This window comes from Cribrihabitans neustonicus (assembly GCF_048820895.1).
In the GTDB taxonomy this organism is placed as follows: domain Bacteria; phylum Pseudomonadota; class Alphaproteobacteria; order Rhodobacterales; family Rhodobacteraceae; genus Cribrihabitans_A; species Cribrihabitans_A neustonicus.
The window spans coordinates 52348-71279 of sequence record NZ_JBMERQ010000009.1 but is presented as its reverse complement, the minus strand read 5'-3'; the positions used below and the strand labels follow the sequence as shown (position 1 = coordinate 71279).

General features: G+C 66.6%; 18 protein-coding genes. 6 read left to right on the top strand and 12 right to left on the bottom strand.

Features of this window, described 5'->3' with window-relative positions:
- Positions 1 to 72 precede the first annotated feature (72 nt).
- Together ACOHWE_RS16305 and ACOHWE_RS16300 are read right to left on the bottom strand one after the other, a co-directional pair.
- Entirely contained in the window at positions 73 to 429 is a 357-nt protein-coding gene (locus ACOHWE_RS16305; RefSeq protein WP_420667782.1) for a hypothetical protein, read from the bottom strand.
- A 76-nt stretch (positions 430 to 505) separates the two neighbouring features.
- Positions 506 to 3961 (bottom strand): chromosome segregation SMC family protein, encoded by a 3456-nt coding sequence (locus ACOHWE_RS16300; protein WP_420667781.1) that lies wholly within the window; start codon positions 3959 to 3961, stop codon positions 506 to 508.
- A gap of 259 nt (positions 3962 to 4220) precedes the next feature.
- Between ACOHWE_RS16300 and ACOHWE_RS16295 the strand changes: the two genes are divergently transcribed.
- Positions 4221 to 4991 carry a FadR/GntR family transcriptional regulator gene (locus ACOHWE_RS16295; protein ID WP_420667780.1) on the top strand — a complete coding sequence of 257 codons (771 nt, stop codon included), beginning with the start codon at positions 4221 to 4223 and terminating at the stop codon, positions 4989 to 4991.
- A 118-nt stretch (positions 4992 to 5109) separates the two neighbouring features.
- Positions 5110 to 6711, top strand: a complete 1602-nt coding sequence (locus tag ACOHWE_RS16290) for a class I SAM-dependent methyltransferase (protein ID WP_420667779.1) — start codon at positions 5110 to 5112, stop codon at positions 6709 to 6711.
- Positions 6712 to 6823: 112 nt separating this feature from the next.
- On the opposite strand, the gene ACOHWE_RS16285 is transcribed toward ACOHWE_RS16290, so the two are convergent.
- The 6 genes from ACOHWE_RS16285 to ACOHWE_RS16260 all read right to left on the bottom strand — a co-directional run bounded on the left by ACOHWE_RS16285 (position 6824) and on the right by ACOHWE_RS16260 (position 10583).
- Positions 6824 to 7384, bottom strand: a complete 561-nt coding sequence (locus ACOHWE_RS16285) for a F0F1 ATP synthase subunit B (protein WP_420667778.1) — start codon at positions 7382 to 7384, stop codon at positions 6824 to 6826.
- A 4-nt stretch (positions 7385 to 7388) separates the two neighbouring features.
- Positions 7389 to 7934 (bottom strand): F0F1 ATP synthase subunit B', encoded by a 546-nt coding sequence (locus tag ACOHWE_RS16280; protein ID WP_420667777.1) that lies wholly within the window; start codon positions 7932 to 7934, stop codon positions 7389 to 7391.
- 85 nt (positions 7935 to 8019) lie between these two features.
- Positions 8020 to 8244 (bottom strand): F0F1 ATP synthase subunit C, encoded by a 225-nt coding sequence (locus ACOHWE_RS16275; protein ID WP_005636439.1) that lies wholly within the window; start codon positions 8242 to 8244, stop codon positions 8020 to 8022.
- A 59-nt stretch (positions 8245 to 8303) separates the two neighbouring features.
- A complete protein-coding gene (locus ACOHWE_RS16270) occupies positions 8304 to 9107 on the bottom strand; it encodes a F0F1 ATP synthase subunit A (RefSeq protein ID WP_420667776.1) in 804 nt (267 codons plus the stop codon).
- Between the two features lie 40 nt (positions 9108 to 9147).
- On the bottom strand, positions 9148 to 9492 hold the full coding sequence (locus ACOHWE_RS16265; protein WP_420667775.1) for an AtpZ/AtpI family protein: 345 nt from the start codon (positions 9490 to 9492) through the stop codon (positions 9148 to 9150).
- Between the two features lie 194 nt (positions 9493 to 9686).
- Positions 9687 to 10583, bottom strand: a complete 897-nt coding sequence (locus ACOHWE_RS16260) for a DMT family transporter (RefSeq protein ID WP_420667774.1) — start codon at positions 10581 to 10583, stop codon at positions 9687 to 9689.
- 85 nt (positions 10584 to 10668) lie between these two features.
- Between ACOHWE_RS16260 and ACOHWE_RS16255 the strand changes: the two genes are divergently transcribed.
- On the top strand, positions 10669 to 11004 hold the full coding sequence (locus ACOHWE_RS16255) for an ArsR/SmtB family transcription factor (protein ID WP_420667773.1): 336 nt from the start codon (positions 10669 to 10671) through the stop codon (positions 11002 to 11004).
- Positions 11005 to 11051: 47 nt separating this feature from the next.
- Here the strand turns inward: ACOHWE_RS16255 and ACOHWE_RS16250 are convergent, their stop codons facing one another.
- Both ACOHWE_RS16250 and ACOHWE_RS16245 read right to left on the bottom strand, forming a co-directional pair.
- A complete protein-coding gene (locus ACOHWE_RS16250; protein WP_420667834.1) occupies positions 11052 to 11954 on the bottom strand; it encodes a DMT family transporter in 903 nt (300 codons plus the stop codon).
- Positions 11951 to 12829 carry a LysR family transcriptional regulator gene (locus ACOHWE_RS16245; protein WP_420667772.1) on the bottom strand — a complete coding sequence of 293 codons (879 nt, stop codon included), beginning with the start codon at positions 12827 to 12829 and terminating at the stop codon, positions 11951 to 11953. Before ACOHWE_RS16245 ends, ACOHWE_RS16250 begins: the two co-directional genes overlap by 4 nt.
- Positions 12830 to 12961: 132 nt before the next feature.
- Here ACOHWE_RS16245 and ACOHWE_RS16240 point away from each other — a divergent pair, with 132 nt between their 5' ends.
- Positions 12962 to 13543: an FMN-dependent NADH-azoreductase gene (locus ACOHWE_RS16240; protein WP_420667771.1), complete on the top strand. Its 582-nt coding sequence runs from the start codon at positions 12962 to 12964 to the stop codon at positions 13541 to 13543.
- 147 nt (positions 13544 to 13690) lie between these two features.
- Here the strand turns inward: ACOHWE_RS16240 and ACOHWE_RS16235 are convergent, their stop codons facing one another.
- Entirely contained in the window at positions 13691 to 14218 is a 528-nt protein-coding gene (locus ACOHWE_RS16235; RefSeq protein ID WP_420667770.1) for a prolyl-tRNA synthetase associated domain-containing protein, read from the bottom strand.
- Between the two features lie 109 nt (positions 14219 to 14327).
- On the bottom strand, positions 14328 to 16235 hold the full coding sequence (locus ACOHWE_RS16230) for an elongation factor G (RefSeq protein WP_420667769.1): 1908 nt from the start codon (positions 16233 to 16235) through the stop codon (positions 14328 to 14330).
- 480 nt (positions 16236 to 16715) lie between these two features.
- On the opposite strand from ACOHWE_RS16230, the gene ffh reads away from it, so the two are divergent.
- Together ffh and ACOHWE_RS16220 are read left to right on the top strand one after the other, a co-directional pair.
- The gene (gene ffh, locus ACOHWE_RS16225) at positions 16716 to 18248 is read left to right on the top strand and encodes a signal recognition particle protein (RefSeq protein ID WP_420667768.1); all 1533 of its coding nucleotides are present in this window, start codon (positions 16716 to 16718) and stop codon (positions 18246 to 18248) included.
- Positions 18245 to 18850: a GNAT family N-acetyltransferase gene (locus ACOHWE_RS16220; protein ID WP_420667767.1), complete on the top strand. Its 606-nt coding sequence runs from the start codon at positions 18245 to 18247 to the stop codon at positions 18848 to 18850. The genes ffh and ACOHWE_RS16220 overlap by 4 nt, the downstream gene beginning before the upstream one ends.
- Positions 18851 to 18932: the final 82 nt, after the last annotated feature.

Sequence of the window (18932 nt, the reverse complement as noted above, 5' to 3'; positions counted from 1 at the left end):
TTGTGACCGGTTATGATTGAGCGTTGGTAAGCTGGTTGCCGAATTGTTAAGCAGTAAGCGCACTGCCGCCGGTCAGCGCCGCACCGGGAAGCGCGCGCCCTCCTCGGTGATCAGGAGCATCCGTTCGCCGTTTCGCACGTAGATGTCGCAGCGCGAAAAACCGTTCACGAAGTCCACGCAGATGCTGCCGTCTGGCAGCAGGCGGTAGCTGCCCCAGGCGGTGCCGCCGCCGTTCTCCGCCGAGTAGGTGTAGGAATAGGCCCCCGCCATGCCATAGCGCGACTCGCCGCCGTCAAAAAACCGGAACGCCTGCCCCGGCAGTGCCGCAAGTTCCGCTGCGCTGAGGGGCTCGTCGCCGGGTCTCAGCTGCCACTCGGCGGCCGCGGCGGGCAGCGGGGCAAGCATCAGGGCAAGGATCAAATGTCTCATGCCCCGAGCCTAGCTGCTTGTGCATCACCCCGCGGTCACGATCGGGTTACGCCGCCGAGCCGCGGCCGCACGGCGCTCAGGCCACCAGCGCCTCGGCCTTCTTCAAATCAACCGACACCAGCTGGCTCACGCCCTGCTCCTGCATGGTGACGCCGTAGAGCCGGTCCATCCGCGCCATTGTCACCGCGTGGTGGGTGATGATGAGGAAGCGGGTGTCGGTCTGGCGGCACATTTCGTCCAAAAGATCGCAGAAGCGGGTGACGTTGGCGTCATCCAGCGGCGCGTCGACCTCGTCCAGCACGCAGATCGGTGCCGGGTTCGACAGGAAGACCGCAAAGATCAGCGCCATCGCCGTCAGCGTCTGCTCGCCGCCCGACAAGAGCGACAGCGTCGAGAGCTTCTTGCCCGGCGGCTGGCACATGATCTCGAGCCCCGCATCCAGCGGATCGTCGCTTTCGACCATCACCAGATTGGCCTCGCCGCCGCCGAACAGATGGGTGAACAGCATGGCAAAGCTGCTATTTACTTGCTCGAACGCGGTGAGCAGCCGTTCGCGGCCCTCACGGTTGAGGCTGGCGATGCCGTTGCGCAAGGCCTTCACCGCCTCTTCCAGGTCGCGCTTTTCGGCCGCCAGCTGGTCGTGCTCCTCCTGCACGCTGCGGGCGTCCTCCTCGGCGCGCAGGTTGACCGCGCCAAGCCCGTCGCGCTGCCGCTTGTAACGGTCGACCTCGTCTTCCAGCGCCTTCAGCGGCGGCATGTTGTCCGGCGACAGGCCAAGTTTCTCCAGGAGCGCCTGCGGGGTGATCTCCTGCGCCTCGATGATGCGGCCCGCAGCCTGGGTCACGCCGTCGCGCGCCGCGTCGCAGCGCGCTTCCGAGCGGGCCCGTGCCTCGCGCGCCTCGGAGGCCAGGCGCTCGCACTCGCGCTCGTTCTGCACGGTCTCGCGCAGCTCGGCTTCGGCCGCCACCAGCATCTCCGTCGCCGCCGATTTCCGCGCCTCCGCCTCGCGGATCGCGCTGTTCAGCTCCTCGCGCTTCTCAGCGATTTCGGCGGGGGCGGCGTTAGCCGTTTCCAGCTCCTCAAGCGAAGCCTCGCGGCGCTCGGCCAGTTCCTCGATGCGCTGTTCGGCGCTTTCCAGCCGCAGGCGCCAGCCCGACAGCTCTTTGGTCACCTCCTGCACACGCCTTGTGCGGGCCTCGCCCTCGCGGCGCAGCTCGTCGTGCGAGGAGCGGTGCGTCAGCATGGTGATGCGCGCGGCCTCGACCGACTGCTTGATGTCTTCGGCCGCGGCGCGGGCCTCGTTCAGATCGCCGAGCTCCGCCAGCGCGGCCTCGGCCTCCTGCAGCTGTGCGCGGGCGGCTTCGGCGTCGCCGTCGTGGCGGGCAAGTGCTGCGGCCAGGGTTTCCAGCTTGCCTTCGGCGAGGTTGCGCGCGGCCTCGGCGCGGCTCAGGGCGCGGCCTGCGTCGGCCACCCGCTGGTCGGCCATGCGGCGGGCCTGGCGGGCGTCCTGTCCGGCTTTCGTCGCGTCTTCAAGCTGCCGCAGCAGCGCCTCATGCGCGGCGCGGGCGGCTTCGGCGCGGGCTTCGGCCCCGGCCAGCGCCTCGCGCAGCGCGGCCAGCCGGTTCTTCTGTTCCAGCCTCAGCGCAGCCGCGCTCGGCGCGTCCCCGGCCCAGGCGCGGTAGCCATCCCAGCGCCAGAGATCGCCCGCCAGCGTGACCAGCCGCTGGCCGGGCTGCAGTTGCTTTTGCAACGCGGCCGCAGTGTCCGCCTCGACAATACCGATCTGCCCCAGACGCCGTGACAGCGCCGCGGGGCCGGCCACGTGCTGCGACAGCGTCTCTGCCCCGGCAGGCAGCGCAGCCTCTGTGTCGTATCCTGGCAGAGAGAGCCAGCCGGTCGGGCCATCGGTCTCGGCCAGGGGCGCGCGCAGGTCATCGGCAAGCGCCGCGCCAAGCGCCTTCTCGTACCCCGGCGCCACGGTGAGCGCGTCCAGCACCTGGCCGTCGCCGGAGGCCTCCCGCTCGACCAGTTTGGCCAGCGCCGCGGCTTCCGAGCGCAGGGTGCCCAGCTCGCCCTCGGCTTCGGCGCGGCCGTTGCGGGCTTCGGCTTCCCGGTCCTGGATCGCGCCGCGGGTTTCCTCGGCGGCGGCCAGCGCCTCTTCGGCCATCTCCGCGGCTTCGCGGGCCTCTTCCTCTGTGGCGACTGCGGTCTCGAAAGCAGCCTCAGCTTCCGCCAAAGCCGCCTCCGCCTCGCCTTGCGCCGCGCGGGCCCGGGCGGCCTCGGCTTCCGAGCGCTCCAGCGCGCGGCGGCTGTCGTCCACCGCGCGGCGGCCCGACTGGTGCCGCGCCGCCAGGCGGGCGGTTTCCTCGGTCACGCGGGTCAGGTGCTCCTCGCGGTCTTCCAGTACCGCGGCGGCCTCGGCGGCCAGCTCCCCAGCCTCCGCCAGCCGCTCGTCCTCGCCGATGCCTGCGCGGGACAGCTCGCGCTGCTCCCATTCCAGCCGCTCGATGGTATCGCCCGCATCGCGGTTGAGGCCGGTTTCGCGCTCGATGTCGTTGCCGAGCTGCTCGATACGCCCGGTCAGCCGTTCGATGATCTGGCGTGCTTGCGCCTCCTGCCCGTCGAGCGAATCCCGCTGCACGGTCAGCCGCTGCAGCACCGCCGCGGCAATGGCCTCTTCCTCGCGCAGGGGCGGCAGCCGTTCCTCCACCGCCGCGCGGCTCGCAGCGGCGGCGCGCACCAGCGCTTCGGCCTTGGAGGCCTGTTCGACCCGCAGCCGCAGTTCCTCCTCGGCGGTAAGCCGCGCCTCGTCCGCTTCGCGCCAGCGCCGGTAAAGCAGCATGCCCTCCGCCAGCCGCAGCTTCTCGCCGATCTCGCGGTAGCGCTGCGCCTGCCGCGCCTGCCGCGCCAGCGAGGACAGCTGCCCGGCCAGCTGCTCGATCACGTCATCGACGCGCAGCAGGTTCGCTTCGGTGCTCTTCAGCTTCAGTTCGGCCTCGTGTCGGCGCTGGTAAAGCCCCGAGATCCCGGCCGCATCTTCGAGAATGCGGCGCCGCGCCTTGGGTTTCGCATTGATCAGCTCGGCGATCTGCCCTTGCCGCACCAGCGCGGGCGAATGCGCGCCGGTGGAGGCATCGGCAAACAGCATCTGCACGTCGCGCGCCCTTACGTCCTTGCCGTTCAACTTGTAGGCACTGCCGATGTCGCGGGTGATCCGGCGCACAATCTCCAGCACGTCGCTGTCGTTGAAGCCCGCGGGCGCCAGCCGCTCGGCATTGTCGATCTGCAAGCCCACTTCGGCAAAGTTGCGCGCGGGACGCGTCGACGTGCCCGCAAAAATCACATCCTCCATGCCGCCGCCGCGCATCGCCTTGGCGCGGGTTTCACCCATCACCCAGCGCAGCGCCTCCAGCAGGTTGGATTTGCCGCAGCCGTTGGGGCCGACCACGCCGGTCAGCCCGTCCGCGATCACCAGCTCCGTGGGATCGATGAAGCTCTTGAAGCCGTTCAGCCTGAGTTTGGAAAACCGCAAAGCTGCCCCTTCGTGTTTTCTTGCCGTAGATTTTCATCGCTACCTAGCCGGCGTGTCAATGTGGTGCACCCCCAAATCGGGGCAAGGGGCCATATACCCCCACCATATCTTGGGGATAAATCCCTACCTCAGCGGGGTTTTGCCGATTTGAAGCCATACCCCGCTGCCGGGGCGCCGCACCAGCACGCCAAGCGGCGCAGTCTTGCGGCTGCGCCCGCGCCGTGGTCATATGTTTTGACCAATCCGCAAGAGCGCTCGCATGCCCTTCCAGAAAGTCCAGTCCGAGAAACTCTCCGCCGCGGTTGTCCGGCAGATTGAGCAGCTGATCCTGCGCGGTATCCTGTCACCCGGCGAGCGCCTGCCTGCCGAGCGTGAACTGGCCGAACGGCTGGGCGTTTCCCGCCCGTCCCTACGCGATGCGATCGGTGAGCTGCAGGGCCGGGGTCTCCTGGAGACGCGGGCCGGCTCCGGCGTCTTCGTCGCGGAGGTTCTGGGCAATGCCTTCTCGCCCGCCCTGATCCAGCTGTTTGCCACTCATGACGAGGCGGTCGCTGACTACCTCTCCTTTCGCCGTGACATGGAAGGGCTTGCGGCCGAGCGCGCGGCGCAATTCGGCTCGGACTACGACCTTCAGGTGATCCAGACCATCTTCGAAAAGATGGAAGCGGCGGGCGATCCGGCGGTATCGGAGGAGGCGGCACGGCTCGATGCCGAGTTCCACTCCGCGATTATGGACGCGAGCCACAACGTGGTCATGCTGCATATGATGCGTTCGATGTTCGACCTCCTGCGGGAGGGCGTGTTCTACAACCGCCGCATCATGTTCCAGCAGCACACGACCTATGATGCGCTGCTGCAGCAGCACCGGGCCATCAACGCGGCCCTGCAGGCACGCGACCCCAAGGCCGCCCGCGCTGCCGTGGAGGCGCACCTCGACTATGTGAAACAGGCGCTGGCCGACCACCAGCGCGCCGAGCGCAACGCCGAAGTTGCCCGCCAGCGGCTGGAGCACGAGACCCGGCGCGCCTAAGCCGCCGCCTTCACGCTACGCTGACGGACGCTTTGCGGGCGTTTACGCATTTCTCACGAATTTGAGAAAAACTGGGCCTACATCCCACCGTCCCACACCCGGTTAGGCAAGGCATTTCATGAACGACTGGACGTCCGGCTACGTCGCCGACCTCGACTACACGCACGATTTCTTCCAGGAGCTCTCTCCTGCGAACATGGCCTTCAGCGTTACCTCGCAAGGGATGAAACACGGGCTGGGCAAACCGGGTCTTACCTATTGCGAGCTGGGTTGCGGGCAGGGGTTTTCGGCGAACCTCCTGGCGGCGGCCAATCCGCACGTGCAGTTCCACGCGATGGACTTTAACCCGGCGATGATCGCGGGCGCGGCCGAGCTGGCCGCGGAGGCCGGGCTGGACAATGTCACCTTCCACGAACGCAGCTTTTTGGAATTCGGGGATGCCCCGGGTCTGCCCGATGCCTTCGACGTGATCGCACTGCATGGTGTCTACAGTTGGGTGTCGCGGGAGAACCAGCAGCATATCCTCGGCTTTCTGTCGCAGCGGCTCAAGCCGGGCGGGCTGGTTTACATCAGCTACAACGCCCTGCCCGGCTGGGCCGCGGCGCTGCCGCTCCGGCGCATCCTTGCGGACCGTGCCGCCCAGGGCAGCGGCCCGCTGGCGCCGCGCATCGGCGAGGCAGTAGAGTTCGCCTCCTTGCTGCAACAGGCAGGTGCGGGCTATTTCGCCGCCAACCCCTCCGCCACCACACGCCTTGCCAAGCTGGAGGGCATGCCCGCCAACTACCTCGCGCATGAGTTCTTCAACAAGGACTGGACGCCGTTTCACTTCGCTGACGTGGCGCAGGATCTGGCAGGTTCCAAGCTCAGTTTCCTCGGTGCCGCCAGTCCGCTCGACCGCGTCGACGACATCGTGCTGACCGGCGCGCAATGCGAAATGCTCGCGGCAGAGGCCGACCCGGTGTGCCGCGAGGGGCTGCGCGACATCCTTGTGAACGCCCAGTTCCGCAGCGACCTGTTTGTGCGCGGGCGCCTGCCCCACACCCAGCGCGGCGCTGTAGGGGCCTGGTTCGAAACCCCGCTGGCGCTGACCAGACCCTACAATGGCGGCGTTCTGAAACTGCCCGAAAGCCAGACCGGCGAGCTGCTGGAGCAGGCGCACTATGGTCCGGTCCTCAGCGCGCTCTCCCGCGGTCCCGCCACGGTGCGGGAGCTGCTGGACAAAGGCGCCTTCGGGGACATGGTCTGGGGCCGCATCACCCGGATGCTGACGCTGCTCACAGGCGCAGGCCATATCGCGCCCTGCCTGCCGCGGGAAGGACTGGCCGAGCGTGCCGAGCGATGCCGCGCCTTCAACCTTGCGGTCTGCAAACGGGCCGAGGAGATCGAGACCTACCGCTTCCTCGCCTCCCCCCTCACTGGTGGCGGAATCGCGGTGGACTGGTTCGAGCAGCTGTTCCTGCTGGCCCGCAGCGAAGGGCGCGAAACACCCCAGGACTGGGCCGGTCTCGCCTGGCAGATCCTCGCGCCGCAGGGCCAGCGGCTGCAGCACGAAGGCCGGGTGCTGGAAACGGAGGAGGAGAACCTCGCGGTGCTGCGGGCCCGTGCCCATGCCTTTGCCGCCCGCCGTCTGCCCCTGTTCAAGAGCCTCGGGCTGACACTGGAGCTTGAATGCGAGCCAGCCCTGCAAAGCCAAGCCGCCCGCGGCGATGCCGCTGCGTGAAAAGAAGGCCGCGGCGCCTTGCCCGGCGCGGCCCCTCCCCCTGCCAACGAAAAACCCGGCCGCGAGGGCCGGGTTCTTTTCTTAAGGCGGATACGACCGGCCCAGGGGCTGCTTAGTGCAGCTTGGCGTCCACATCCGCGATTGCCGCGTCGATCAGCTTGTTGGCTTCGGCTGCGGTCATCTGCTTGGAGATCACCTCATCCGCAGCGGCGACGGCGATGGTGATCGCCTGGTCACGGACTTCCTTCACTGCCGATGCTTCCGCCGCAGCGATCTGCTCCTCGGCGGCGTTGATCCGGCGCGCGATGGAAACTTCCAGATCCGCTTTGGCCTGATCGGCCGCGCGGGTAGCCTCGTCCCGGGCTGCGGCGACGATTGCCTCTGCCTGGGCCTGAACTTCCTTCTGCTTGCGCTCGTAGGAGGCCAGGATGGTCTGCGCTTCTTCACGCAGCGCCCGGGCTTCCTCCAGCTCCTTGCGGATGGTTTCGGACCGGCCGTCGAGCTGTTTGCCCAGCATGCTCGGAACCTTCGCCATCAGCAGGATGCCGACGAACAGCAGGAACGCCAGCACCACCACGAAGTCGGTGTTGGCCAGCGAGAAGAACGGGCCTTCCGCCGCCAGTGCCGGGCCGGCTGCGCCAAAGGTCAGGGCAAGAGCGAGAATGTTGCGCATGTCCTTATCCCTTCGTCCGTTCTGCAACTGCCTTGGCAATCGCGTCCTTCTCCGCCGAACCGCCCAGAGCGGCCACCAGGGCCTCTGCGGTGTCGGTGGCGACGGCTTTCACGCTTTCCAGCGCGCCCGCCTTGATTTCGGCAATCGCCTTTTCCGACTCGGCCGCCTTGGCGGCGATCTGCTCGTCGGCTCTGGCGATGGCCTCGTCCAGGTCAGCCTGGATTTCGGCACGGGTCTCGGCTGCGATCCGCTGCGCCTCGGCACGGGCATCCGCCAGCGCCTGGTTGTAGGCAGCTTCAGCCTCGGCGGCCTTGGCCTTCAGGTCCTCGGCCGCGGCAATGTCGTTGGTGATCGTGCCCTGGCGCTCGGCCAGCACCGCACCAATGCGGGGCAGCGCGACGCGCGACAGGATCAGGTAGATCGCGACCAGCGTGACTGCGAGCCAGAAAATCTGGTTCCCGAAGGTCGAGAAGTCCAGCTGCGGCATGCCGCCACCGCCGTGCGCCGCGTCCGCTGCGCCCTGAGCTGCATCATTCGTACTAGATGCCATGTCGTCCTCCTTGGGAACTTGCCGTTACACCGGGCGGTGCGGGGTTCCGCACCGCCCGGCCGTAAGGAAAAAGGTTCCTAAGGTCTTAGACGGCGAACATCAGCAGCAGGGCAACCAGGAACGAGAAGATGCCCAGTGCTTCTGCGAATGCGATGCCGATGAACAGGGTTGCGGTCTGCGAAGCAGCCGCGGAGGGGTTGCGCAGCGCGCCGGCCAGGAAGTTGGCTGCAACGTTGCCAACCCCGAGAGCCGCGATGCCGGTACCCATGCCTGCCAGGCCTGCGCCGATGTATGCGAGATCGCCTTCCATTGTGATATCTCCTTACGATTGGAAGTTGATTGTAGATTTCCGGACCGTGCAGCCTGCCCTTAGTGGGCGGGGTGCAGCGCGTCTTTCAGGTAGACGCAGGTCAGAATGGTGAACACGTAGGCCTGGATGAAGGCCACGAGAACTTCGAGTGCGTAGACCGCGGTGATCGCGAAGACCGGCAGGAAGGCACCTACACCGAGGGCACCTGCGAAGCCTGCGAACACTTTCAGAACCGCGTGGCCCGCCATCACGTTGCCTGCAAGACGGATGCAGTGGCTGACCGGACGCACGAAGTAGGAAATCAGCTCGATCACCGCCAGCACCGGGCGCAGCAGCAGCGGCGCCGAGCTCACCCAGAACAGGCCGAGGAACTTGGTGCCGTGCAGCACAAAGCCGGTGACGGTCACGGTCACGAAGACCAGCAGCGCCAGCACAGCGGTGACGGCAAAATGCGAGGTGGTGGTGAAGGACATCGGAATGAGGCCCAGGAAGTTGGCCATCACGATGAACATGAACAGGGTCATGATATAGGGGAAGAACTTGACGCCTTCCTTGCCGGTCACATCTTCCACCATCTTGTAGATGAAGCCATAGGCCAGCTCCGCCACCGACTGTGCGCGTGAGGGCACGATGGCGCGGCGCGAGGAGCCCAGCACCAGAAGTGCAAACACCGCGGCCACGGCCAGCGCCATCCACAGGGTCACGTTGGTTGGGGTGTACCAGGCCACGTGCTCACCGCCGAACAGCGGCTTTACCTCGAACTGGTCCATCGGGTGGATCGCCAGCTTCGACTCCGCGGGAGTGAAAATCAGGCCCGAGACCAGCACCAGCGCCAGCGCTACGTAAAAGAAAATTTTGCCCATCTGTCCGCTTCTCCTGTCACCGTCTGCCGATCCCGCCGGATCAGTCCCGGTCCTGCGCATTCTCGTCGGCCTCTTCGGCCAGTTTCTTCTCTTGGATCTCCTGCGCGCTGCGGAGCATCGTCTTTACCCCGGCCGCAAGCCCCAGAAATACAAACAGCACCATGAAGACGGGCAGCGTGCCAAACAGCAGGTCGAGCCCGTATCCGATGCCGAAACCGATCCCGAGACCGGCCACCAATTCGATCACCATCCGCCAGGCGAGGTTCGCCATCGAATAGTGCTGATCCGCGCGCGGCTTGGGCTCCTGGGCCTTACGCGCCTTCGCCAGCCTCTCCTCCAGCTGCGCCAGGCGCTGCTTTTGGTCGTCGTCTGTCACGGGCGCCATCCTCACGCGAAATCTTGGAAGGGTGCTAAGCCGGCGGGGCGCCAGAGTCAATTACAAGGATTGCCGCTGAAATCTCCGCGCAAGACGCTGAAAAACAATGGATAAAAATATCACATCACGGGCATCGCGCTGCCCGCGCGGTGCGTATCCCCGCGGAAAGCCGCCAAAATGCATATTCAACCGCGCGGTTGATCTTAACCCGCAGGCGCTCCGGCCCGGCGCCAGCGCAGGATGCGCCCGTCGATCAGCAGCAGCCCGAAGAGGATCGCCGCCATGCCCCAGAGGTGTTCGGCCAGCAGCTCCTCCTGCAGGATCCAAGTGCCCATAACCAGCGCCGAGACCGGCGCAATGAGGGTCGGCAGCGTGGTATTGGTCGGCCCCACCTTGGGCAGCACCCAGTAGAAGGCGATGAAGGCGGCGGAAGTCAGCACGAAGCCGATCACGAAGAGCGAGGCCCAGGTCTCAGCCCGGGTGATATGCGGCAGGCCGTCGCTCCAGAGCGCAAGCGGCGCGATCGCCGCCGTGGCGCCGGTCATGGCAATCGCCACCAGCGCCACCGGCTCCATGTCGCGGAAGTTGCGCGCGATGTTGACCGAGATCGCATAGCAGAGCGGCGCCAGCAGGGTGATCAGCACCGCCCAGGCCGCCGACGTCTCGCCGCTTGCCAGGATCGGCTGCGACAGCACCACGATGCCCGCAAACCCGCAGACCACGCCCAGCGTCTTCAGTACCGTCGCCCGTTCGCTGCTGGGCCAGAAATGCGACACGACGACCGCGAAGGCCGGGGTGGAGGCATTGACGATCCCGGCGACGCCGCTGGCGATATGCTGCTGGCCGATGGCGTAGAAGGCAAAGGGCCCGGCATAGGTCAGCGCGCCGAAGCCGAACAGCGCCAGCCAGCGCTTCGGCGCCAGCGGCACGCGCTTCCGCGCCGCCAGCACGTAGATCCAGCAGCCCAGCGCCCCGAAGCCGACCCGCCCCATCGAGACCGACAGGGGCCCGAGCTCGCGCAGAAGGATGGCGTTAAACATGAAGGACATGCCCCAGCCGATGCCGAGAATGAAAATCACAAGCCAGTATTTCAATGCCATGACAGCCGCCCCTGCCTGAAAACGCGCAGCCTCTGCCGGATTTGCCAGATTGTCAAACCGCGGGACGCTGGCTAGGAGTGAAGGCATGAGCGATCCTCTCGACAGCGTCTTTGCCGCTTTGGCCGATCCGACCCGCCGGGCGATCCTGACCATGCTGCTGGAAGATGACATGGCGGTGACCGACGTGGCCGAGCCCTTCGAGATGTCGCTGGCCGCGGTCTCCAAGCATCTGGCGATCCTCACCCGCGCCGGGCTGATCGCGCAGGAGAAGCGCGGCCGGGTGAAGTGGTGCAAGCTGGAACCCGACGCGATGCGCGCGGTCTCGGTTTGGATGCAGGGCTTCGGCCAGTTCGAGCCGGTGAACCTGGAAGCCTTCGAACGTTTCCTCGAAACCGAGCTGGGCGAGGGCGGCGAAAGCTAAGCCGCCGGAAAATCCGATTCTTCCCGCCCGATACAGCCTTATCAGACTCAGACCTTGGCGCGCGCAGGCTTGGCGTCGCTTTCAAGAAGCATCACCAGCGCCAGCGCCGACATCGCCACGCCCACCAGCACCAGTCCCGGCGGTGCGGCGCGGCCCAGGGCGATCTCCCACAAAATCACCCAGCTGGGGGTAAGGTAGGTATAGGCCATCACCTTGGCCGAAGGCAGCCGCATCGCCGCATATTGCAGCAGCACGAAGGTCGCGGCACTGGCAAAAAGCGCAAGGTAGAACAGCCCGAGCCAGACAATCGGCGGCAGCGCCAGCCAGTTGGTGGCAGTTATGTCGCGCCAGCCCAGCGTCAGCAGCAGTGCCGCCCCGGCAATCAGCGTGCCGAAGGTGAAGACCACCGCAGGCTCGCCCCGGTTCAGCTTCCTCACCATCGGCGTGTAGATCGCGTGCAGCACGCAGCCCCAGAAATAGATGATCTCGCCTTGGCCGATCTCGAAGGCAGCGAGCGCTTGCAGGTCGCCGCGCATGATTACCCAGACTGCGCCCGCCGCCCCGATCGCCAGCGCCAGCGCCATCCAGCGCGTGGTCACCTGCCTCAGCAGCAGCCAGCCGAACAGCGCGCTCATCACCGGCACCAGGGTAAAGACCGCTGCCGCGCTTACCGGTGCCGCCGTCTTCAGCCCGTAGAACATCAGCACGAAATAACCGCCGAAGAGCCCGCCGAGCAGGACGTAACGCCAGGACGCCCGGAACTGGCTGCGCCTGAGCCCGGTGGTCGCAAGCGCCGCGATGCCGATCACAACAGCGGCAATGCCGAAGCGCGCCGCATTCAGCGCCGCGGGTGCGATCTCGTTTGCCACCATCACCCCAAGCGAGAACGACCCCGCCACCAGGGCCGAGAACAAAAGCATCGCCAGATGCCCCTTCAGCGCTTCGCTCAGAGCTGCCACTGCTTGGCCCGTTCCTTGAGGAAGCTGAGGAAGGCCTGCACCTTGGTGGTGCGGTGCAGGTCGACATGGGTTACCAGCCAAAGCGCGCCCGACCATTCCTCGAGGGGCGCCATCATCTCTACCAGATCCGGCTGCTGGCGCGCCTCCCAGGCCGCCATGAAGCCGATACCTGCACCGGCGCGCAACGCGGCCTGCATGGTGAAGCCGTTGGTACAGCGGAAGGCGATCGCCTCGGCCGGAGCATGTGCTCTCAGCCAGCGCGAAAACGGCGCCCTCGTGTTTTCGTCATCCTGGCCGACGAAGCGGTGGTTGGCAAAATCCTCCAGCCCCTTGAGCGGCCCGTATCGCTCCACGTAGTCCTTAGAGGCATAAAGGCCGATCTGCTGCTTCATGAAGGGCTGCACCACGTTGTCGAGCTGATCCGGAACCGAGCCCGCGCGGATCGCCACATGTGCTTCGCCATATTCCAGCCGGAACAGCCTGTCGCCGGTCAGGTAGCGGATGATCAGCCCCGGGTGCATGTCCTGGAAGTCCTTCAGCGCCGGCACCATCATCGGCGCGAAGGACGCGAGCGAGGTTACCACCAGTTCGCCCGAGACATCATCGCCCTGCCCCTTCAGCCGCCCGACCAGCTGATTGAATTGGTCATCGGTGGCCTGCGCCACGCGCAGCAGGTCCTGCCCCGCCTCGGTCGGCGTGTAGCCGCGGGCGTGGCGGTGGAACAGCTTGACCCCAAGCCGCGCCTCGATCGCGTCGATATGGCGGATCACGGTGGCATGATGCACGCCCAGCACCTCCGCGGCGCCGCTGACCGTGCCCATGCGCGCCACCTGATAGGCAGTGCGGACCTCGTCCCAGTTATCCATCAGACCACTCCATCTTAGGCTCCTCGCCCCATCAGCTGCGCGCAGGCGCACACCCCATGTGAAGAAAGCAGCATTGAGTTCGTAAATGCAATATCCCATTTCTCCCTCAGCAATGAGCAAGGGAACACCACCATGACCAACACCGTTCTGCACATCGACTCCTCGGCCCGCCGCGAAGGCTCGGTCACCCGCGATCTGTCTGCCCGCATCACCGCGCGGCTGGGCGCTGAGGAGGTCATCCGCCGCGATCTCGCCAGCCCGCTTCCGCTCCTGACCGAGGATTGGGTCGCTGCCAATTTCACCCCAGCCGATCAGCGCAGCGCGGCACAGGAGGCGCATCTGGCGCTGTCGGACTCGCTGGTGGAGGAGCTTCAGCGCGCCGATACCATCGTGATCGGAACCCCGGTCTACAACTTCTCGGTGCCCGCGGCGCTGAAGGCTTGGATTGATCTGGTGGCCCGCGCCGGGCTGACCTTCAAGTACACCGAAAACGGCCCCGTTGGGCTCCTTGAAGGCAAGCGCGCGATCATTGCGCTGGCCTCTGGCGGCACCCCGGCCGGGTCCGAGATCGACTTTGCCACCGGCTACCTGCGCCACATGCTAAGCTTCCTCGGCATCACCGAGGTGGAGCTGGTCGCGGCAGATGCCATGGCGGTGGATGCCGATGGCGCGCTGGAGAAGGCAAAGGGCCAGATCGAGGCGCTGGCTGCCTGACCGGGCACCCCTGCTGAAAGCGAGGGCCGGAGGTGACTCCGGCCCTTTTTCCTGCGGCCCTGCTTCGTGATTGGCCGCCTCAGACCGGCAATATGGGTGCCCAGCGCGGGACAGGGCCGAAGGCCGCCGCACGGCTTTGCCTGCGGCTTAGATCCAGTTCACCGTGACGCCGGTTCTCTCGAAAAACGCCATTACGTCCTCCCGCGCCATCACTACGGTGCGGTCGTTCACCAGCGGGTGCATGCAGATCACCTCTGCTTCCTGCGCCGCCTTGTCGAGGTAGAACGCCACGCCCTTCTCCGCGCCGGTGATCATCGCCAGAGGGCTCACCGCGCCGGGGCGGATGCCGAGGTTCTCCATCAGCCGGTCGGCCGAACCGAAGGAGAGGTTGCCCGCGCCCAGCGCTGCCGCCAGCGCCTTGAGGTTTATCTCGCGATCCTGCTGCAGTGTCACCAGGTAGTTCCGCTTCTTCTTGTCCCGCAGGTAGAGGTTCTTGACGCGCAAGGCCTTCTGCCCCGGCAACAGGAACTGCGCTTCCACCGATTTGGCATCCTCCACCGTGCGCAGCGGCACGTGCTCGTGCAGCGTGCAGGCGAGCCCCCAATCGTCAAGCTGGCGCAACAGCGCGTCCGAGGTGACAGGCAGGCTGTCCTGAAAGGCCGAGGATGCGTCCATAGTCTTACTCCGCAGTTCGGGTTCGAATTGCGGCGCAGATCACGCCGGATTGCCGCCGGATGCAAGGGGCGAAGCGCCGCCTGCATCCAGCTTTGCGGACAAGCGGGCTTCACGCGTCCGCGAAATCGGCTCGCCTGGCTTCCTCGTAATGGTCGAAGTCGGTGCTGAACCAGCCGGTGCCGCGGGTTGCGCTGGCCAGCGTGTTGCACAGCTCGTCCTGGGCCGCCATCGGCAGCAGGGTCTCGAACACGTCCCAGCCCGCAACGCCGTCCTCGGCCTCGAACCCCAGGATCTGCCCCTTCATGCCGCTAACCATCGGCACCAGCCCGCCGGTAAAGACAGAGGGCACATGAATTTGCACCCGCATGATCGGTTGCAGCAGGATCACCCCGGCCTCCGCCAGCGCTTCCCTGACCGCGTTCTTGCCGGCGGTGCGGAAGGCATAGTCGGAACTGTCGACCGAATGGTGCTTGCCATCCTTCAGCGTGACCTTGACGTCAACCACCGGATGGCCGTTTAGGCCCTGCACAAGCGCCTCGCGTGCGCCGGCCTCGACTGAGGGAATGTAGTTCTTGGGCACCGCGCCGCCCTTCACGGTCTCCTCAAAAACAAAGCCGCTGCCGCGCGGCATCGGCGCAAGCTCGATCACCACATCGGCAAACTGCCCCGCGCCTCCCGATTGCTTGCGGTGGCGGTGATGAATCTGCACCGGTTTGGTGATGGTCTCCCGCAGCGCCGGCGGCACCGGCTGCTCTTCCACCTCAATCCCGAACTCGTCCTTCAGGGTCTGCATGATGCGGCGCAGGTGCAGCGGGCCTTGCAGGGCCAGGAGCGCGCGGCCCGAGGCCTCGTCCTGGCTCACCCGCAGCGCCGGGTCGATCTCCGCCAGCCGCTCCAATGCCGACGAGAGCCGGGCATCGTCACGCTCATGCACCGGAGTGAGTACCCGGCAGAAGGTCGAAGGCCGGGGCTGTGCCCAGTCCGGCAGCGGGGCGGGGCCGTCGCGGCCATAGGCAAAGCCAAGGTTCAGGTGGTCCGATTTCACCGCCTGCCCCATGTCGCCCGCCAGCATCGCGTTGCTGACCGCGCCGCCGATGCCGGTGAGCGCCCCGAGCGTCGCACCGCCAAGAGGCGCCCCGTTGCCCATGCCGCCATCAAGCGCGCGCACCATCACCGTCTTGCCAAGGTGCTTGACCAGATCCGCCATGCAGCCAACCGCCACCACGCTGCCGTCCGGCGACAGCCGCTTGAGCGCGGCGCCCACGTCCGGCGCCTCGTGGCGCAGCGACTTCATCAGCCGCAGAATGCCGTTCCTGTGCTCGGCCGAGCCCATCAGCGCCGGGATCAGGTCGTTATGCTGCAGGACTTTGGTGGCAACGTCATAGACTTCCTCCGCCATCACCTGCTGATCCTCGATCAGCTCTTCCAGGAGAGCGTCATCGAAATCCGCCAGCGCTTCCAGCAGTTCGGTGCGGGCCTCCTGCTCGCGGGCCTGCATCGCCGCCGGCAGCTCGATCAGCGCCGAGGGCTGGCCCTCCTGGTACTGCCAGGCGCGCTCCGAGATGAGGTCGACCGCGCCGACCACCTGTCCGTCCGCCCGGATCGGCACCTGGCGCAGGATGATGTTGTGGCCGCAGAACGCCTGAAGCGCCGCTACGATCTCCGCCACCCGGTCCGTGGCCTGATCCATGCGGTTGATAAAAATGAAGGCGGGGATACCCGCCTCTTCCAGCTTGCGCAGATACGGCGCACTCAGCACCGCAGCCCCGGCATCGGCCGGCACGCAGAGCACCGCGGCGTCACTGGCCGCCAGCGCCGGGCCCGCCTGTGCGAGGTTGTCGGCTCCGCCTGCGATGTCGATTGCGGCCCAGTCCTCCCCCATGAATGAAAAAGGTTGCAGAGCGGCGACACCTGCAACCTCCTGACGCTTGCCCGGGGCACCGTCCAGTTCGGCCAGCGCCCTGGCCAGTGATGATTTCCCGGACTGCGACGGTCCCAGTATGGTAAAGACGCGCATGTTCTCAGATCCTCCCTCGGCTGGTGTGGCTGCCCAATGAGGAAAACCGCGCGCCTCTCATGGGCGCGGCGCTTGCCTGAGATGCGCGCTGCCTCGTAACGCGCGCGGGCGGAGCCTGTCACGCGGGGCCGGGGTCTCTAAAGGAAGACTCGGCCCGCGGCAGGCGCCCGCTCCCATCCATGTTCGGCCAGCCGCCCCCTTCCGTCAAGCCGCCCGCACGCTCCCGCAGCCGGGGCGCAACGGTTGACTCGCCGCTGCTTTCAGGGTACCGCCTGCCCGAACATCCGGAAGCACTGAGTCTTCCGGTCCCTGCCCGTGCCAGGGATCGCCCCCCACCAGCGTGTCACGCCCGTGGGGGCAAACTCGTTTGGTTTGCCCCCACGACAGACACCACGACCTTGGGGGCATTTGCGCATGGATCGCATGTTCCCTACATACGGGGGACACTACAGGTGAAACCGGCTAAGGAGGCCGAGAGGCATGTTTGAAAATCTATCCGAACGCCTTTCCGGCGTCTTCGACCGGCTGACCAAACAGGGCGCCCTCAGCGAGGAGGACGTGAAAACCGCCCTGCGCGAGGTGCGCGTTGCCCTCTTGGAGGCCGACGTCTCGCTGCCGGTTGCCCGCGACTTCGTGAAGAAGGTGCAGGAGCAGGCCACCGGCCAGGCGGTCACCAAGTCGGTAACCCCGGGCCAGCAGGTGGTGAAGATCGTGCATGACGCGCTGATCGGCGTGCTGCGCGGCTCGGAAGATCCAGGCAAGCTTAAGGTCGACAACCCGCCGGCGCCCGTCCTGATGGTCGGCCTGCAGGGCTCGGGCAAGACCACCACCACCGGCAAGCTCGCCAAGCGGCTGAAAGAGAAAGAGGGCAAGCGCGTCCTGATGGCGTCGCTCGACGTCTACCGCCCGGCGGCGATGGACCAGCTGGCGGTGCTCGGCGCGCAGATCGGCGTCGACACGCTGCCGATCGTGCCCGGCCAGAAGCCCGTCGACATCGCCAAGCGCGCCAAGCAGCAGGCCGCTCTTGGCGGCTATGACGTCTACATGCTCGACACCGCGGGCCGCCTGCACATCGACGAAACCCTGATGCAGGAGGTCGAGGAGGTCCGCAACGTGGTCTCCCCGCGCGAGACCCTGCTGGTGGTCGATGGCCTGACCGGTCAGGTCGCCGTCGAGGTGGCCGAGGAATTCGACGCCAAGATCGGCATCTCCGGCGTGGTGCTCACCCGGATGGACGGCGACGGCCGCGGCGGTGCTGCGCTCAGCATGCGCGCGGTGACCGGCAAGCCGATCCGCTTTGTCGGCCTCGGCGAGAAAATGGACGCCATCGAGACCTTCGAGCCCGAGCGCATCGCGGGCCGCATCCTCGGCATGGGCGACATCGTGGCGCTGGTCGAGAAGGCACAGGAAACCATCGAGGCCGAGCAGGCCGAGAAGATGATGAAGCGCATGATGAAGGGTCAGTTCAACATGAACGACCTGAAGATGCAGCTTGAACAGATGCTCCAGATGGGCGGCATGGAAGGCATGATGGCGATGATGCCCGGCATGGGCAAAATGGCCAAGCAGGTGCAGGATGCGGGCATGGACGACAAGGTGCTGAAGCGCCAGATCGCCATGATCCAGTCGATGACCAAGAAGGAGCGCGCCAACCCCGCCCTCTTGCAGGCCTCCCGCAAAAAACGCATCGCGGCCGGCTCCGGTATGGAGGTCTCCGACCTCAACAAGCTTCTGAAGATGCACCGGCAGATGGCGGCTGTGATGAAGAAGATGGGCAAGATGGGCAAAGGCAAGATGCTGAAACAGGCCATGAAGGGCATGTTCGGCAAGGGCGGCATGCCGGATATGGCGGGCATGGACCCGAGCCAGATGGATCCCAAGGCGCTGGAAGCCGCAGCCAAGGCCATGGGCGGCGGCAAAGGCCTCCCCGGCGGTCTGCCCGGCGGTCTCCCCGGCCTCGGCGGCGGCATGGGCCTGCCAGGCGGCCTCAGCGGCTTCGGCAAGAAGAAGTGACCGGCCAGGCGGCATATCCCTGGGAGGCGCCCGCCTCCGGCGCTGCCGCCGCGCTCGCGCGGCAGATGGGCGGCCCCGTGCCGCGGCTGGAGACCGCGCGCCTGGTTCTGCGCGCGCCGCGGCTGGACGACTTCCCGGCCTATGCCGCCATCCTGATGTCGGACCGCGCCCGCCACATGGGCGGGCCCTTCAGCCGCCAGGACGCCTGGCTGGATTTCACCCAGTACGTCGCGGGCTGGCAGCTGCGCGGCGCGGGCATCTGGACGGCGGAACTCCGTGCCTCGGGCGATATCGCCGGCTTCTTCTCCGCCGGCATGGAATACGGCGACCGCGAGCACGAGCTGGGCTATCTTCTGAGCGGCGCCTGCGAAGGCCAGGGCCTCGCGGCCGAGGCCATCGCGGCGGTGCGCGACTTCGCCCTCTCCGGACTGGAGCTGCCCTCGCTGGTGAGCTACGTCGATCCCGGCAACACCCGCTCCGCACGCGCGGCTGTACGCTCTGGCGCCCGGCGCGACACCGGTGCCGAAGCCGCGTTTGACGCGCCGGTTCTGGTCTACCGCCACACCTTCGACGGCGTCCGAGGGATGGAGGCACCCACATGACCGCCCTCCCCCGCTGCATGCGCCCCTGCCATCCGGCCGCCAGAACCCGCGGTTTAACCGAATGTTACGCAGGCGGCAGCAT